Here is a 16,903-nt window from a genome sequence, read left to right as displayed (position 1 = left end):
CGGCGTTAGCCGATGCCCTAAAGCTGCTGCAGATTAACTCCTACAGCGTATGACTAAGACGAATCGAACTATTCGTCCCAAGAGAGGCTCTTACCAGTCTTCTTTGCCAGCAGCAAGAACAGACCGATGATGACGTTGCATGCAATACAGAAGATGAAAACGCCCTGGAAGGAGCCGACAAGCTCGTATACCTTCATCATGACGGGCATGCCAAAGGCGCCGACGATATAGCCCACGGAGCAGATGAGCGCGAAGATGCGACCAAAGTCACGGGAGCCAAAGACGTCCATCACCAAAACGGTCAGAGCGGTGCCGGCGATGACGTACATGACGTCGTTAACGCCGGCAGCAAGAATGCTGAGCGTCGAGTTGCCGCTGCTCATCATGAGCATGACAAAGGAGAGAATCGAGACGGCGAGCCAGCTCAGAATGGCCTTGGTGCTGCCAAACTTATCGCAAGTGGTACCGACGATCGGGTTGAGGAACAGGTCGAACAGCGATGCGGCGGAAACCATGAAGCCACCCACCATGGGGCTAAAGCCGACCTCGGCGGCATAGGTGGGGAACAGCTGGTTCATGCAGCAAGTAAGCTGAACGAGGCAGAGGAAGCCGATGCAGAAAAAGAATGCAGGCGACTTAATAGCGCGTGCGTAGCTAACGCCACGTGCACTATCCTCGGTCGTCTCCTCGGTCTCGGCGACCGTCTCGCCTTCGACATAGCCATAGGGCAGCATGCCCTTGTCCTGGGGCTTATAGCGGATAATCAGGATGGAAGCGGGAAGAATGAGCACGGCGGAGACGCCAGCGAGCACCAGATAACCAGTCCTCCAGCCAGCAGCCTCAATGACAGAGGTGATGACGGGACTCATGATGAGCATGTAAATCGAGTTCACTGCCCAAGCGAGACCAATTGCCAGGCCGCCAGATTTTTTGAACCACTGGTCAATAACATCGGACATGGCGACGCCGGTAGTGAAGGCGAAGCAAACGCCAATCAAAGCACCAGCTGCGATGAACATCCAGACTTCGGTGTAGAAGGCCATGCCTGCGCCAGCGGCGAGCAGAATAAGCTCGACGACGGGGAGCCAAAACTTGCCAACAACCTTGGGGATGAGTTTTCCGACAAACGGAAGAGCCGCTGCAAGACCAATGAGCGTTGCAGTGAAGTAATACGAGAAGATGGAGTAGTCAAATCCGAACTCCTCGCACACGGGCGCGACGAAGGAGCCAGCGATTACGCTATAGGATCCGGTCGTACCGGCAGACATGAGGCCGAGCGCGATCACGAGAACCCATGCGTAAACCTTGCTGCTCTTTAACTTTGCATTTTCCATTGATACAGCTCCTAGAGACCCAGAAGGGCGCACATAACGGCCTTGATGGTGTGCTGACGGTTCTCTGCCTCACGGAAGATGACCGACGCGTTGGCCTCAAAGCACTCGTCCGCAATCTCAAAGCCCTCGGTGATGATTTCACGATGCAGGTCGTTCTTGCACTGGTCGAGCAACATCTTGCCAACGCGGTGATTTGCGTTGTGAACAGAGGGGAGCTCGTGCATGCAGAAGATGTCGGGGTTGTTGGTGCGCTTGCACAGCTCACTGGTGACGCGATAGGGGTACAGGGACTCGGCGTCGCCAAGCCAAGAGTTGTAGTCGTCAGGGTCCAGAACCTCGTCGCCGCACTCGGGGTTGATGTAGCGCCACTCCTCGGTAACGATTACGTCGACACCGTCCAGAGCATCAAGGTCAGAGGTGATGGTGAAGGTCCTGTTAGGCGCGTACTTGGCGTAGCAGGCCTCAACCTCCTCGATCATTTCCTTGCACATCTGGTGACGGAGGTCGTCGGGGCCGATGGCGAGGAAGTCCATGTCGAGCATCGCGCACAGACGGCCATACCACACGGGGGCGCCGGCGCAGTTGCCAACGAAGGCCATCTTCTTGCCACGGCTCGTGCGCAGACCACCCCACTGCTCCTCCATCGTGAGAGCGTCAGCGAGCATCTGGGTCGGGTGATCGCCGAGGGTGAGGGCATTGATGACTGGAATATCGACCAAGTCGGCGACATCATAGAGGAACTGCTCGTCCTTTTGTGCACGATAGACAATGAGATCATACATGCCGTTGAAGACGCGCATGGCATCCTCGATGGTCTCGCAATCGCCCATGTGGGAGTTGGTCAGATAGGTGAAGCCCATGCCCAGGTCGTTGCAAGAGGTCTCAAAGGCGCAACGAGTGCGGGTCGAGCCCCACTCAAAGTTGGCGAGAACGTTCTTGCCGGGGAAGTAGCGCTGGTCGACACCGGACTTTTTCTGGGCCTTGAGGTTCCAGGCAAGATCGATGAGGTAACGGAAATCCTCAGAGGAAAGATCGTGGATGTTGAGGTAGTCGCGACCGCGAAGGCTGTTGTTCATGCCTATTTCCTTTCAATTGTTTGATGGGTAAGTGTCGAATGCGCCCCCGAGGGAAACACGGATATCCCTCGGGGACTGTAAATGTGGCGCTTGGATCAGGCAGCGCAAGTTTAAGAACTTGCTAGCAGCTGGCGGCCACGTCCTTGGTCCAGCAGTGCACGCCGCCGCCGGACAGGTTAAGCGCGAGAGAGTCGATCATGATGACCTTGCGATCGGGGAAGCAGCTCTCAAGAACCGCCTTGGCCTGCTCGTCCTTCTCCTTCACGACTTCGCTCATGCCTTCGTGGTAATAACGCTGGCCAAGAACGACGCCGTTGCAGATGAGGAAGTTGCAGTAGCTTGCTGCGGCATAAAAGTGAACGGGGCCTTCGGGCCAAGGGGTGCCATCCATGAACTTGCCGCCCATTTCGTCGATGAAGCCCTTATACAGCTCGTAGTCCTCGTCGCCGGGAGCGATGACAACCTCGATCGGCTCGGCAGTGGGCATGCGGACGATTTCGAAGGGCTTGCCCTCCCAGTCCGTCTCGGCGCGTAGAATCTCGTAGGCGGCGTCGATGCGACGATGCGATTCCGCGCCCGCCTTGCTCGAGGCGGCCTCCTCATCGGATACCTCGGCAAGAAGAATCTTGTTCGGGGTGATAAAGCGGCACATCTCATCGATGTGGGCGGCGAAGCTCATGCCGAAGACAGGAGTTCCATCTTCCTTCTCGTCGAGGATGCCCAGTCGATAGTCGTCGTCCTCAAGCATAGGCTGCGGCAGCCAGATAACCTTGTTGAGGTTGTAGATGCGCTTGTACTCGGCCTCCACTTCCTCTTTTGAGAACTCGGGATTGCGCTTGCGGCATTCCGTGTCCTCGATGGCGATCAGGGTGCCGTGACCGTCAAACTCGCGGTCGCCGCCCTCCGAAACCATTTCGGAATTGACGATATCGAAGCACCCGAGCGCAACCGCCATGTGAACAGCTGCCCTGCGTGCGGACTGGCACTCTGGGGAGTTCTTGTCCCACACGCCATAATAGGTCCAAGCGGGGTTGACCATATAGGAATGGCCTTCGTCGTCGACCATGATGCTGGGGCCGTTGTCGCGAACGTAGAAGTTGGAGTCTTCGAACTGCGTAATCTGGATACGGTCGAGATCCACCCCTTCTTCTTTAAGGCGCGAGCAGGCTTCCTCGTAGGAGCCGGGGGTGCCACAGTTGAGATTGACCGTAACGTCGCCATACTCAAGCAAAGCTTTAATTACGTCAACGCAGGGCTGGCGATTATCGAAGCCCTCTGCGCGAATGTAATCGGGAAGCCATGTCACATAGACGTTGGAGCGCTTCTCAAACTCGCCCGGCATACGATAGTTCTCGTACATGGTTGGTCCTTCCGTCGGGTTTCCCGCAATGCTGTCCGGCCGCGACAATAGCGGGGTTACACCAGCTATAGTACTACTATACCTACCGTTCGGTAGGTGTTTTTGTATAATTGCCATTCGCCTGTCGATACCTACCGTTCACCGTTTATAGTGGTCGTGTTTGGACACGAATTGATGTTCCGTTGCCATTCTTAATAATGTTGGCAATGCGGAAGTGATTTGCAATGGAGAAGTGAAGCGTGAGCACAAAGGGAAAAATATTGGACGCAATGTATGATCTTGTGGCAGAAGTCGGTTACGACAAGGCGTCCATTGGAAAAATCTGCGACCGTGTCGGTATATCCAAGCCATCGGTGTACTACTACTTTCCCTCTAAAGAGGATATTTTCACCACGCTCTTAGATAGTATGTTTCCGACTATCGACTATCAGCGCGACTACTCGCTAATAGTCGATAGGGACGGATTCAAGGCGGCGCTTATCGAGCTCGGCAATTCGGTTATAGGTGGCTATCGTAGTGATGAAAAGCGCCGTCGCGTGCTGGCCGAGGTCAGTATTCAGGCAAATCGAATCCCTGCAGTTCAGGAACGTCAGGCAACGGCGATCAACCGAACTATGGACGCGCTTAAAGACATCCTTCTCCATGGCCTAGAAATTGGCGCGTTTTCCGATGAAACAGACGTCATGCTGTACGTGCAGATTCTTTACACCGTACTTGAGGGAGCGAGCAATACCGTTGCCCAAGATGAAGACATCGATGAAAAGGCTGTTTGGGCAGGGATCGTCGAACTCATGTTTAAATAGGCGCGTAATAACAGAGGCACCTTGGCAAGCGCGATGCGACGACTTGCGGGGTCGCGGAATGGTTCGAAACCCGTGTTCGCGATGATTGCAAAAGTTGTTGAATAGAAATTGGGGCCGATTCCAGCTATGTTGGAATCGGCCCCAATTTCGTTTTAACTTGCGGAGACAAATGACAGGGCTGAAGGGCAGTTCGTTGGTCAGGTTATTTCGCGGTAGTCTTATTGAGGATACCGGAAACTAAAGCAAATGTCGCAATCAGAAGGTTGCAGATGATACAGAAGACGAATACTCCTTGGAAAGACCCTGCCATACCGTAAACCTTCATCATGACTGGCATTCCGAAAGCTCCGACAACATAGCCCGCTGAGCATATAATCGAATAGATCCTTCCAAAATCGCGTGATCCGAAGAGCGAGAGGAGAATCATCGGCATTGCAGTTCCAACGATGGCGAACATGACGTCGTTTACGCCGGCCGCGATGATGGAAACGGTCTCGTTGCTTCCGCCAAAGATGAGAAGTAGGAATGAAAGAATGCTGACTCCCGTCCATGCGACCGTTGCTTTAATAGCACCGAGCTTGTCGCATGTTTTGCCTACGAAGGGATTTAGGAAAATATCGGAGAGCGAAGCCGCCGAAACCATTAGGCTTCCCACGATGGGATTGAAGCCGACCTCGCTTGCATAGGTCGGGAACAGCTGGTTCATGCAGCAGGTGAGTTGCGCCACGCAGAGCAGAAGGGCGCAGAGAATAAAAGATGGCGTTTTCGCGGCATCGCGGAGCGCCATGCCCGAAGAGACATCTTCCTTTTCATCGGCGCTGTAGCTCTCATGGGTTTCGGAGGTAGTCTCTCCGTACGGAAGCATATTGCGATCAGAAGGCTTAAGGCGAATGATAAATGCGCTTGTGGGCAATATCATGGCTGCAGAAACGGCCGCAAGTACGATGTAACCCGTACGCCAGCCTTGCTGCTCGATGACCAGTGTAATGACAGGACTCAATAGCAGCGTGCAGAGAGAATTAACGCCCCACGCAAGGCCGATGGCAAGACCAGACGATTTACTGAACCATTGGTCAATGACATCGGACATGCAGACACCCGTTGTGAACGAAAAGCAGATGCCGATCACTGCGGCGGAGACGATGAACATCCAGACCTCGGTGTAGAACGCCATTGCGGCGCCGGCGGCAATAAGGACGAGTTCAACGCAAATATGCCATGGTTTGCCGATTACTTTTGGAATGAAACGACTCAAAAGCGGAAGCCCAAGCGCAAGGCCAAGAAGAATCGCGGTGAAATAGAAAGAGAAAGAAGTGTAGTCAAAGCCCAGGTCTTCACATACAGGAGCGATGAATGAGCCGGCAATGATGCTGTAGGTGCCGGTTGTTCCCGCAGACATTAAACCGAGCGCAATAACGACAATCCAAGCAAATGCGCCGCTCTCACGGGGGCGGTCCTTTTCGGCTGGTGCGATGAGAGTCATGGTTACTCCGTTTCTATCGGCAATGCAACCTATATGCCTACCGATAGGTATATAAAGATGGAGATTCTTCGTCAAGTGTTAAGCGGGGAGCGGGGACCCTTAACGTGCCGAACGGTAATTGGGCCCCCAATGTGACAAAGGGGCTGTCCCTTTGTCGCATTATTCGGAGCGCAGGGCCTCCACGGGATCCTTCTTGGATGCGCTGCGGGCCGGCAGCAGGCCGGCAACGACCGTCAGCAGCACCGAAATTACAATGAGCATCAGCGCGTCTTGAACGGGCAGGCTCATCAGGTTGGGCACCTGCTTGGCCGCAAGCGCCCAGGCATTAACCGGAAAGCTCACGGCCACCACGACGACAATGGCAAAGACGCCGGCAATGAGGCCTTCGATAAAGGTCTCGGCATTAAATACGTTTGTCACGTTGCGCTTTGACGCGCCGATCGCGCGCAGGATGCCAATCTCCTTTTTGCGCTCCAGCACGCTGATGTAGGTGATGATGCCGATCATGATGGAGCTCACCACCAAACTGATACTCACGAATGAGATGAGCACCAAGCTGATGGTGTTCACGATGTCGGTCACCGAGCCCATGATGATGCCCATGTAGTCGGTATACGAGATTGCCTGCTCATCGTGACCAGCGGCTTTGACCTGCTTGTTGTACGCATCGATGTAATCGAGCACGCGCTCCTTGGCCTCAAAGTCGCGCGGGAAAATCTTGACCGAAATGGGGTCCGCCTCGTCCGCATAGCCCAACGTGGTCAGATTGTTGTCGTAGGTGAGCTTCGACGCCTTGGCATAGCTCATCATGAGCGAACTCAGGTCCTCAGCGTCCATGTTAAAGTGGATAGCGCGAGCAAAGGCGTTCGCATCCACGCGCATGGCGCTCGCCAAGTTGGCAAAACTCGAAGACATCTGCGTCGCCATTTGGTCCGTAAGCCCTGCCGCACCCGCCTTGAGCTGGGTTGATACCGTCGTCGCAATCTGCTCGCTGACCGCCTTCATCACCTGATCCATAGACTGCTGCAAATACGGAGCCAGCTGCTTTTGCACATAGTCGCCCATCACCTGCTGCAGACGCTCGGCCAGGGCATCGCCGCCGAGCGCCCTGAGCTGAGCCAGGTATTGCTGGGCTGCGGCATCATTCTCAAGATATGCCGAGAATGCGGCAGCGAGCTTTGACGCGTCTTTAAGGTCTTCGGGTGACAGCGCCTTAAACTGATCAGAGCGCATAAAGCCCTCAAACAGCTGGTTGGCAAGTGCTCCCACCTGCTGCATTTGCTCAGGCGTGAGCTCAAGACCATCAAAGATGCCCGAGAAATCTGGGGCCGGCGCTTTGGCCATGATGTCGCCGAAGTCGATGTCCTTCCCAACACCCGAAAGGTCAATGTCCAGGCCGGACAAGTCGAGACCAGAAAGGTCCATACCGCCGGCTGCGCCCGAGAGCGCAGACGTATCGAGTGAGAACGCGCTCTTCAGTGCCGCCTCGTCTACGCTGAACATACTGCCCAAATCCACGCCCTGCTTGGCTTCGCCCTGCAGCTCGTCGAAGGTTTTGCCCGTAAAGACATCCGTCTCGGGGTGGGCAAGCTGCTCCTGCACAATCTGCGAATCGGCAGCACGCTCCATAAGCTGGCGAGTCAGCGCATGCGTATAGACAATGCCCGGGGACAATGCGCTCGCGTTTGCCGTCTCGTTGGGTCGCACCACGCCCACAATGCGCACGTCAATACCGTCGGCAACCTTGGCTTTCATAAAGTCGGCGTCGCCAGACATGTCAGTCCACATGCCGGTCTCTTCGTTTTTGCGATAGGCATCGGCCGGCGACAACACCTTAAACGTCGTGGACAGTGCATCGTCGTAGGTAAAGTCGCTGCCGGTCTTGGGCGTCTTGACCTTGCCGTCGGCCGTCATGGCACTGTTAACCAGGTCGTTGAGCTCATCGATATCCAGCGCGCCGATACTGTAGAGCGTGTAGTCGCCCACCGTTCCGCGGCTCGAAAGCACCATCACGGCCTCGTTGGCGGACGTAGGCCAATGGCCGGCAACGACATCGTACTGGCTGTCGAGCAGGCTCTGGTCGTCAATCATCTCGTTAAAGACCGAGGTTCCCATGGAATCCATGCTCACCGTTGCCGCCGAGCTCGCGCCTCCGCTCATGGCCTCGGTCATGGCGTTGGGCACCAGCCGGACAGGCTTCTCATCGCCATTCCCGGCACGATAGACAACCGGCGTCACGCCGTAGCCGTACTGAATGGCGTTGACCTCTTTATCGATGCCGTCGCCACCGGCATCGAGCCATGCCTTAAAGCTCGTCATGTCGTTGGACTTAACGCTTGCGAACATATCCTTTACGGCCGTGACCACAGGGATCTTATCGGTCCCCTGAGCCTTGCCGTCGGTGCCGTCGTCGGACGAACCCTCGTTCTTGGACGTATCGTCATCCGTGGCCCTATGCCCGCCCATCATGGACGACAGGTCGTAATCTTGTTTGGAAATCGTAAGCGGGTAGCTCGAGAGTGTGTCCTCCTCGACCTTTTTGATGTAGCCGTTTACGCCATTGGAGAGCGCCAGAATCGCCGCGATGCCAATAATGCCAATCGAACCTGCAAAGGCCGTCATAGCCGTACGGCCCTTCTTGGTCATGAGGTTTCGGGCAGAAAGCCCCAGCGCCGTTACAAAGCTCATCGAGGTTTTGCGCGTGGGCTTGGCCTCGCGACGCGCGGCCTCGGCAGCATCAAAGGGATCTGAATCGTCGGTGATCTTGCCGTCCGCCAGGGTGACGATGCGCGTGGCGTACCTGTATGCCAACTCGGGATTGTGCGTGACCATGATGACCAAACGATCGCGCGCAACATCCTTGAGCAAATCCATGACCTGTACGGATGTCGTTGAGTCCAAGGCGCCGGTCGGCTCGTCAGCCAGCACAATCTCGGGGTCGTTGATCAAGGCGCGGGCAATGGCCACGCGCTGCATCTGCCCGCCCGAAAGCTGGCTCGGGCGCTTGTCAACGTGCTCGCCCAGGCCAACTGCCTCGAGCGCCTTGCGCGCACGCTGGCGGCGCTCGGCACGCCCCACGCCCGTGAGCGTAAGCGCCAGCTCCACGTTTTCCAAAATGGTCTGATGCGGAATGAGGTTATAGCTCTGGAACACAAAGCCGATGCGATTATTGCGATAGGCATCCCAATCGCGGTCGTTGAAGTCCTTGGTCGAGATGCCGTCGATCAGCAGATCGCCCGAATCGAAATGATCGAGTCCACCGATGACGTTGAGCATCGTAGTTTTACCCGAACCCGAGGGACCCAGGATGGCTACAAACTCGTTATCGCGAAAAGACAGGCTTACGCTGTCGAGCGCTACCTGCGTAAACGACTGCGTAACGTACCTTTTGCAAATAACTCTGAGATCCAGCATGGACGGCAACCTCTCTCGCGCGGGCGCGCTCGCCCGCTCCCCCGCCGTTCACGTTCGGCGCGTTTGTCCTACTCTATCCTCATTTTTGGCCGATACCAGTGAGGAATGTAACGAACCGCGCCAAAAAACGAACGGGACAGCACGCCGCATGGCGCACCATCCCGCATACAACATCCCCGATGCGACAAAGAGGCTGTCACTTTGTCACATTCCAATGCGCGCTACTTTTCGAGCCCGCACGGCATAACGTTAGCGCTGCCGCGGCGAGCCTCAGTCACGGCTGCAAAGAAGCGATAGCCGCCCGAGAAGTTAAAGCACTCAAAGCCATGCTGCGCCAAAATGCGGCAAGCAATGTAGCTGCGAATGCCGCTCTGGCAAATCACGTAGACCGGCTTGGCCCGGTCGAGCTCGCCCAGGCGATTGCGCAGATCATCGACGGGAATGTTTACGAAACCATCGATATGCCCGCGCTCATACTCCCCTTCCGTACGAACATCGAGCAGCTGCACGCTGCCATCGCGTGGCAAGTTGGGCTCATCCTCCCAATGCCACTGCGCCAGTATGCCGCGATTGAGGTTCTCGATCATAAAGCCCGCCATATTGACGGGATCCTTCGCCGATGAATACGGCGGCGCGTATGCTAGGTCCAAATCCTTAAGCCTATCGCCGCGCATGCCTGCCTGGATGGCAGTCGCCAGAACGTCGATACGCTTGTCCACACCATCGATGCCCACGATTTGCGCACCCAGCAGGCGCAATCCCTGCTTCTCGAAGACAACCTTCATGGTCATGGGCGTTGCACCCGGATAATAACCCGCATGCGAACCGGGCGACAGGACCACGCTGTCGCAGTCAATTCCCGCCGCGTGTGCTGCCTTTTCGGATAGTCCCGTGCTTGCCGCCGTCAAGTCGAATACCTTGATAACCGATGAGCCCAACGATCCGAGGTAGCAGCTGTCCATGCCGGCTATGACATCGGCGACGACACGCCCCTGCTTGTTGGCGGGGCCGGCGAGCGAAATGACCGCGTCCTCGCCGGTCACCTGATGCGTGACCTGCACGGCATCGCCCACGGCATACACGTCGGCAGCAGAGGTCTCCATGCGATCGTTGACCACAATAGCCCCCTTGATGCCCAGTTCGAGCCCCGCCTCTTGCGCCAGATGGCTCTCAGGTGCCACGCCAATGGCAAGCAGCACCATATCGGCTCCGATAGGGTCATCGCCCGCAACATGGGTGACAACGCGGCCATCAACTTCCTCAAAACCTGTCACATCGGCCTTGAGGCGCAGATCGATACCGTGCTCACGCACCTCGGTATGCAAAAGGGTCGCCATGTCGTAATCCAGGTTGTTCATAAGCTGGACGGGACGCTGCAGAAGGGTCACCTGGAGCCCCAGCTCGCACAGATTCTCCGCCGTCTCGACGCCAATGAAGCCGCCGCCGATCACGACGGCACTGCTCGGTCGCCGCTCTCGAACATAGCTGTGAATACGCAGCGTGTCCTCAACGGTGCGTAGGCTAAAGATTTTATCCGAGTCGATGCCCGGCAACGCAGGGCGAATCGGCTTTGCACCCGGCGACAGGATGAGCTTGTCATACGTCTCGACAAATTCCTCGCCCGTCAGCATATTGCGAACCTCGACCGTATGCGAATCGGGATGGATGGCAAACACCTCGTGACTCGTCTTGACCGCAATGCGAAAGCGGTCCCAAAAGCCCTTGGGAGACTGCAGCGTCAATGCGCTCTCTTCTTCTATCACGCCGCCAATGTAGTACGGAAGCCCACAGTTGGCATACGATACAAAACCCGTGCGCTCAAAGATGACAATTTGGGCCTGCTCGTCGAGTCTGCGCAAACGTGCGGCCGCCGATGCGCCGCCTGCGACGCCTCCAACGATAACCACCTTCATAGCCAACGCACCACCTTTCCCGTGTAGCCGCTTATGCCGCCGATATTCTTGACACTGCCGTACCCCAAACGCTTAAGAAAACTCACAGCTTGGTTGCTTCGCGCACCGCTCAGGCAATGCACGAAAAGCTGCGTGCCCTTTCGACGTATACCCATGATGCTACCCCGAAGCAGAAAAAAGAGTCGCTGTTTCCAGCGACTCCCCTTCAGTTGTCTGTCCCACGGACTTACTGTTCGCTCTTCGCGAGTGCCTGATCGATCAGTTTGTTGAGCGCCTCGCGCTGCTCAGCGGAGTTGATGCCGCCCATGATCGGCTCTCCCACAATGTTACCGTTCTGGTCGATCACGTAGGTGGTCGGGAACGAGTACAGGTTGGAGGTGAACTTTCCGGCCTCGCTGTCCGACTTAAAGCAGATGTTCTTATACGTCACGCCCTTCTTGGAAAGCACGTCCTTGGCATCAGCCACCTCGTCTTTGTTGCCATCGAGCGTAAAGGAATTAACGCCCACGACCTGGCCGCCCTTCTCGGCAAGCTCCTTGTTGAGCTTCTCCAGATCGCCCAGCTCTCCCACGCACGGCTTGCAGGTGGTAAACCAGAAGTTCATGACGGTGACCTTGTTCTTGGAGAACAGCTCGTCGCTGTTTACATCGTTGCCGTCCAAGTCCTTGCCCTTAAAGCTGGGGAACTTCGTCTCCCCGCTCTCGCCGTTGGTCATGCCTGCGGTCGAGGCATCAACACTCTCCCCCTCGCCGGGCGTGCTGCCACATCCGGGGAACTCCTTCTCCAGCGCCATGAGCTTGTCCTCGATCTCCTTGACCTGCTGCGCGCCGGCCTTAAGCGTCTTAAGCTCGTCAGCCGCAAACTGATCCTTGGCGCCCTCGATGGTATCGAGCAAGAAGTCACCGTAGTTCTTGCCGTCCTCAATCATGGGAGTGTCTTTGTTGGCCGCAAGGAACACCTTTTCCCATAGGGCGTTATCGCTCGCAAAGATCTCGTTTTCCTTTTGCAGCAGCTGCTGGTACAGCTTGGCCGCCTCCTCGGCGCTCGACGGCTTTTGCGCTATGAGCTCGGCAATCTGCGCATCGCCGCTCGTAGCACCCTTCGCGTCGCCCTTGGGCGCAGAGCACGCCGCGAGAGTCAGCGACAGCACGGGCAGCATCAACAGAGCCGCAATTTTTGACAGTTTCATGGTTCCTCCGTTTATATCGAAACTAATATAGGTACCTATTTGTTTTCGCAGGCTTGCGCGGGCTGCGCTGGTTTGTCGCCCGTCACACCCAGCCCGTAGCGAAAGCTAATGGCATCGACGGGGCATGCGCCCACGCATTTGCCGCAACGAATGCACTCGGCATGGTTGGGCGTACGCGTAACGTCCACGTCCATCTGGCACACTTTGGCGCACTTACCGCACGAGACGCATTTGCACTGGTCAACCTGAATCCCCAGCAACGACACCTTGTTCATGAGTGCATAAAATGCGCCGAGGGGGCAAATCCATTTACAGAAGGGGCGGTAGAACAGCACGCTCAGCACCGCAACCACAATGAGGATCGCGAGCTTCCAGGTAAAGAGCTTTCCCAGCGCAGAGCGGATTCCCACGTTCATGATGGACAGCGGAATCGCGCCCTCGAGCACACCTTGCGGACAGATGTACTTGCAAAAGAACGGGTCGCCCATACCCACATCGTTAACCACCAAGACGGGCAGCAGCACCACGGCAAACAGCAGCACGGCATACTTGATGTACGTGAGCGGCTTGAGCTTTTTCGTGGAGAGCTTCTTGCTGGGAATCTTATGCAAAAGCTCTTGCAGCCATCCAAACGGGCACAAAAAGCCGCATACAAAACGTCCCAGCAGCACGCCGATTAGAATGAGCGTTCCGGTGACGTAATACGAAAAGCTAAACTTAGACGAGCCCACCACCGACTGAAACGACCCGATGGGACACGCACCCGAGGCCGCTGGACACGAGTAGCAGTTAAGCCCCGGCACGCAGACGGCTTTGCCGGCTCCCTGGTAGATACCGCCCTTGGCAAAGTTAGGCAGGTGAATATTGGTCGCAAGCGTCGCCGCCGCCTGAATCAATCCGCGGAATCTCGCCAAAAGATGCGATGCAGTGTTTTTTCTTTTATCCAATTCCGATACACTCCAAGCACAGCCTGATTGCCTTGGCCAGCACGGCATCTGCCTCGCCGCGCATAATTCCAAAGCCAACCATGGCTACCCCAACGATCAGCAAAGCCACCTGCGCCACAGGCTTAATCGCTTTGAACAATCTGACCACTCCTTTCGTTTCGCGACCCATTGGACCATACCGACTATAAAATCCGTGTTAAGCGTGAATGACTATGCAAGGAGAACGTTATGCGCATCTTGGTCGTCGAGGACGAGCGGGCGCTGTGCGATGCGATCGCACGCAGCCTGCGCAACTTGGCCTATAGCGTCGACTGCTGCTACGACGGGCAGCAGGCCCTCGATCTGCTCGATGTCGAGACCTTTGATCTTGTCGTGCTCGACCTCAATCTCCCCCATGTCGACGGCATGACCGTGCTCAGGCAACTCAGAATTACCGATTGCGAGACCAAGGTGCTCGTGCTCTCGGCACGTGGCGAGGTCTCCGACAAGGTAGCGGGGCTCGATGCGGGCGCCAACGACTACCTCACCAAGCCGTTCCATCTTGACGAGCTGGCGGCACGCATACGCAGTCTCACGCTCAGGCGCTTTACGCAAAACGACGTTGTTCTAGCCTGTGGATTGTTGAGCTTTGACACCAAAGCGCGCCTCGCCTCCGTGGGCGGCGAGACCCTATCCCTCACGCGCAAGGAGACCGGCATCTTGGAATACCTGATGCTTAACCAGGGGCGGCCGGTGAGCCAGGAAGAGCTTATCGAGCATGTATGGGACAGCAGCGTCAACAGCTTTAGCAACGCGACCCGCGTGCACATCTCGTCGCTGCGCAAAAAGCTGCGCGGCGCGTTGGGGCACGACCCCATCCGCAACCGAATCGGCGAAGGCTACGTTATGGAGGACGGCAAATGAAGCGGCTGTCGCTGCAGTGGCGCATCACGTTGATGACGGCACTGCTGATATGTTCAACCTGCGTACTTATGAATTGCCTGGTTGGCTACTCCGGCATGCGCTACATGGACTCGATCGGCAATGAACTATCGGCGCACAGCAAGGTGGAGGCGGCCTCGCCCAGCTCATTTGACCCGACAAACAAAGAGCTCGACGACGCGCTGACCATCGTCGTGAACGACGCCCAAGAATCGTTTGGCGCGACGAGCTGGTATATAACTGCAGCGGTGACGCTGCTCGGCGGCGTGCTGGCCTACTTTGTGAGCGGACATGCGCTGCGGCCGTTGCGCTTCTTTGCGACGCAAGTCGAGAGCGTGCGGCCCGACAACCTCGCCGACACAAAAATCAGCGAGGACGTGCCCTCTGAACTCAGGCGCTGCAGCGCGTCGTTTAACGACATGATTACCCGCCTTGACGAGGGATTTTCCGCACAAAGACAGTTTACGGGCAATGCGGCGCACGAACTGCGCACGCCGCTTGCGCTCATGCAGGCCCAGGTTGAGCTGTTTTGCGCCGAGCGCCCCGACGTCGATGCCGATACAGCGAGCCTGCTCGGGCTGCTGCAGGAGCAGACCGAGCGAATGACGCACATGACAAAGACCCTGCTCGAGATGAGCGAGCTGCGCAGTGTCCCTTGCAACGATGTGATTGACCTAGCGCCGATGATCGAAGAAGTGCTCACGGACCTGGCACCCCTTGCCGAGCGAAAAGACATCACGCTTACAAGTAAGGGCGACGCGCAAACGATCGGCAGCGACACGCTGATCTATCGGTTGCTGTTCAACTTGACCGAAAACGCCATACGCTACAGCGCGCCCAACTCGACCGTGCAAATCAACGCCTGCGCCGAAGGCGACCGCGTGCTGCTACGCGTGCGCGACCAGGGACCGGGCATTCCCGAGCAATACCAGACGAGCATCTTTCAGCCCTTCTTTCGCGTCGACAAATCGCGCAGCAGGGCATATGGCGGCGTGGGGCTGGGGCTTGCACTGGTCTGGGAGATTGCCGCACTCCACGGCGGCTCCATCGAGGTCGAAGAGAGCTCGGAGCGCGGAACGACCATGCTCGTGACTCTTCCCACTCGCGCACTCGGCTCATTAAAATAACGAACGGGATGGCACGCCGCGTGGCGTACCATCCCGCACATAATATCGAGGATGTGACAAAGGGACTGTCCCTTTGTCACATCTGCTAGTTCTCGTCGCCTACCAGCTGAGTTAGCTTACTCCCACTCGACCGTGCCAACGGGCTTCGGCGTGAGGTCGTAGCAAACGCGGCAAATACCGGGGACCTCGGCGGTCACGCGAGCGGTAATGCGCTTGAGCAGCGCCCAGTCGAGCTCAGGCACCTCGGCGGTCATGACGTCGACGGTGTTGATGCAGCGAATAATGCAGGGCCAGTCGTAGGCGCGCTTGCCCTCGCGCACACCGGTAGCGCGGAAATCGGGCACTACGGCAAAGTACTGCCAGATGGTCAGGCCGGCCTTGTCGATCTCTTCGCGCACGATGGCATCGGCCTCGCGCAGCGCCTCGAGACGGTCGCGGGTGATGGCGCCAAGGCAGCGGACGCCCAGGCCAGGACCGGGGAACGGCTGACGCTCAACCATGTTCTCGGGCAGGCCGAGCTCGCGGCCCACGACGCGCACCTCGTCCTTGTACAGCAGCTTAACGGGCTCGCAGAGCTCAAACTGCAGGTCCTCGGGCAGGCCGCCAACGTTGTGGTGAGCCTTCACGCCGTCCTGCGACTCCAGAATGTCGGGGTAGATGGTGCCCTGGGCGAGGAAACTGACCTCGTCACCGACCTTGCGGGCCTCCTCCTCGAACACGCGGATAAACTCGGCGCCGATGATCTTGCGCTTGGCCTCGGGCTCGTCGACGTCGACGAGCTTATCGAGGAAGCGGTCGGTAGCGTCCACGTAAACCAGGTTGGCGTCCATCTGGTTCTTGAACACGTCGACGACCTGCTCGCTCTCGCCCTTGCGCATAAGGCCGTGGTTCACGTGCACGCAGATGAGCTGCTTGCCGATGGCCTTGATCAGCAGCGCCGCGACGACAGAACTGTCAACGCCGCCGGAAAGGGCCAGCAGGACCTTCTTGTTGCCGATGTGCTCACGGATTGCAGCAACCTGCTCTTCGATGAACGCCTGAGCGAGTTCGGGAGTGGTGATACGCACCATGTCGTCGGGACGCTTGTTGGGATCCATGCAAAGCTCCTTTTCGGTTCGATGGGAATGCGCTACACGTATGCAAACGCACCGTCATATGACCTCATTATATGCAGAGCGAGGTTCGTTTCCCATCGCTGCGACGGAGCTTTTTGCAGGGGTGGCAATTTTTCCTAATGTCGAGGTCAGCTAGGCTTCGGTAGCCACCTTGGGAGCATCGCCAATAGACTCTTCCTTTATACGTTCGGCATAATCGTAGGCGATAACCACAAATTCCA

The 16,903-nt window shown here is 57.0% G+C and carries 13 protein-coding genes; 3 read left to right on the top strand and 10 right to left on the bottom strand.

All coding sequences use genetic code 11. The annotated features are described in order from the left end of the window. Positions 1-68: 68 nt before the first annotated feature. The 3 genes from DW754_RS01765 to DW754_RS01755 all read right to left on the bottom strand — a co-directional run bounded on the left by DW754_RS01765 (position 69) and on the right by DW754_RS01755 (position 3,770). Complete coding sequence (locus DW754_RS01765) at positions 69-1,334, bottom strand: MFS transporter (protein ID WP_117635842.1); 1,266 nt, start codon at positions 1,332-1,334, stop codon at positions 69-71. Positions 1,335-1,345: 11 nt separating this feature from the next. Beyond that, positions 1,346-2,410, bottom strand: a complete 1,065-nt coding sequence (locus tag DW754_RS01760) for an ornithine carbamoyltransferase (RefSeq protein ID WP_117635843.1) — start codon at positions 2,408-2,410, stop codon at positions 1,346-1,348. 121 nt (positions 2,411-2,531) lie between these two features. Further along, complete coding sequence (locus DW754_RS01755; protein WP_117635844.1) at positions 2,532-3,770, bottom strand: agmatine/peptidylarginine deiminase; 1,239 nt, start codon at positions 3,768-3,770, stop codon at positions 2,532-2,534. A gap of 239 nt (positions 3,771-4,009) precedes the next feature. Between DW754_RS01755 and DW754_RS01750 the strand changes: the two genes are divergently transcribed. Then, positions 4,010-4,573, top strand: a complete 564-nt coding sequence (locus DW754_RS01750; protein WP_117563584.1) for a TetR/AcrR family transcriptional regulator — start codon at positions 4,010-4,012, stop codon at positions 4,571-4,573. Between the two features lie 202 nt (positions 4,574-4,775). Here the strand turns inward: DW754_RS01750 and DW754_RS01745 are convergent, their stop codons facing one another. The 6 genes from DW754_RS01745 to DW754_RS01720 form a co-directional block, all read right to left on the bottom strand. Then, on the bottom strand, positions 4,776-6,056 hold the full coding sequence (locus DW754_RS01745) for an MFS transporter (RefSeq protein ID WP_117635845.1): 1,281 nt from the start codon (positions 6,054-6,056) through the stop codon (positions 4,776-4,778). 159 nt (positions 6,057-6,215) lie between these two features. Continuing rightward, positions 6,216-9,470: an ABC transporter ATP-binding protein/permease gene (locus DW754_RS01740; protein WP_117758285.1), complete on the bottom strand. Its 3,255-nt coding sequence runs from the start codon at positions 9,468-9,470 to the stop codon at positions 6,216-6,218. A gap of 221 nt (positions 9,471-9,691) precedes the next feature. Next, positions 9,692-11,383, bottom strand: a complete 1,692-nt coding sequence (locus tag DW754_RS01735) for an FAD-dependent oxidoreductase (protein WP_117743321.1) — start codon at positions 11,381-11,383, stop codon at positions 9,692-9,694. A gap of 226 nt (positions 11,384-11,609) precedes the next feature. Continuing rightward, positions 11,610-12,572: a redoxin domain-containing protein gene (locus DW754_RS01730; RefSeq protein WP_117758287.1), complete on the bottom strand. Its 963-nt coding sequence runs from the start codon at positions 12,570-12,572 to the stop codon at positions 11,610-11,612. A gap of 35 nt (positions 12,573-12,607) precedes the next feature. Then, the gene (locus tag DW754_RS01725) at positions 12,608-13,519 is read right to left on the bottom strand and encodes a 4Fe-4S binding protein (protein ID WP_117758288.1); all 912 of its coding nucleotides are present in this window, start codon (positions 13,517-13,519) and stop codon (positions 12,608-12,610) included. Beyond that, a complete protein-coding gene (locus DW754_RS01720) occupies positions 13,512-13,658 on the bottom strand; it encodes a CD1871A family CXXC motif-containing protein (protein ID WP_197032826.1) in 147 nt (48 codons plus the stop codon). Before DW754_RS01720 ends, DW754_RS01725 begins: the two co-directional genes overlap by 8 nt. 89 nt (positions 13,659-13,747) lie before the next feature. Here DW754_RS01720 and DW754_RS01715 point away from each other — a divergent pair, with 89 nt between their 5' ends. Both DW754_RS01715 and DW754_RS01710 read left to right on the top strand, forming a co-directional pair. Further along, positions 13,748-14,422: a response regulator transcription factor gene (locus tag DW754_RS01715; RefSeq protein ID WP_117758289.1), complete on the top strand. Its 675-nt coding sequence runs from the start codon at positions 13,748-13,750 to the stop codon at positions 14,420-14,422. Further along, the gene (locus DW754_RS01710) at positions 14,419-15,567 is read left to right on the top strand and encodes a cell wall metabolism sensor histidine kinase WalK (RefSeq protein ID WP_117758290.1); all 1,149 of its coding nucleotides are present in this window, start codon (positions 14,419-14,421) and stop codon (positions 15,565-15,567) included. The genes DW754_RS01715 and DW754_RS01710 overlap by 4 nt, the downstream gene beginning before the upstream one ends. A 116-nt stretch (positions 15,568-15,683) precedes the next feature. On the opposite strand, the gene guaA is transcribed toward DW754_RS01710, so the two are convergent. After that, positions 15,684-16,664, bottom strand: coding sequence for a glutamine-hydrolyzing GMP synthase (gene guaA / locus DW754_RS01705; RefSeq protein WP_117758291.1), 981 nt, complete (start codon positions 16,662-16,664; stop codon positions 15,684-15,686). Between the last annotated feature and the right edge of the window lie 239 nt (positions 16,665-16,903).

The sequence above is a fragment of the Collinsella sp. AM29-10AC genome, from assembly GCF_003469085.1.
GTDB lineage: Bacteria > Actinomycetota > Coriobacteriia > Coriobacteriales > Coriobacteriaceae > Collinsella.
Note: the sequence above shows the minus strand (reverse complement) of the source record. Positions and strands in the feature narration are given on the sequence as shown.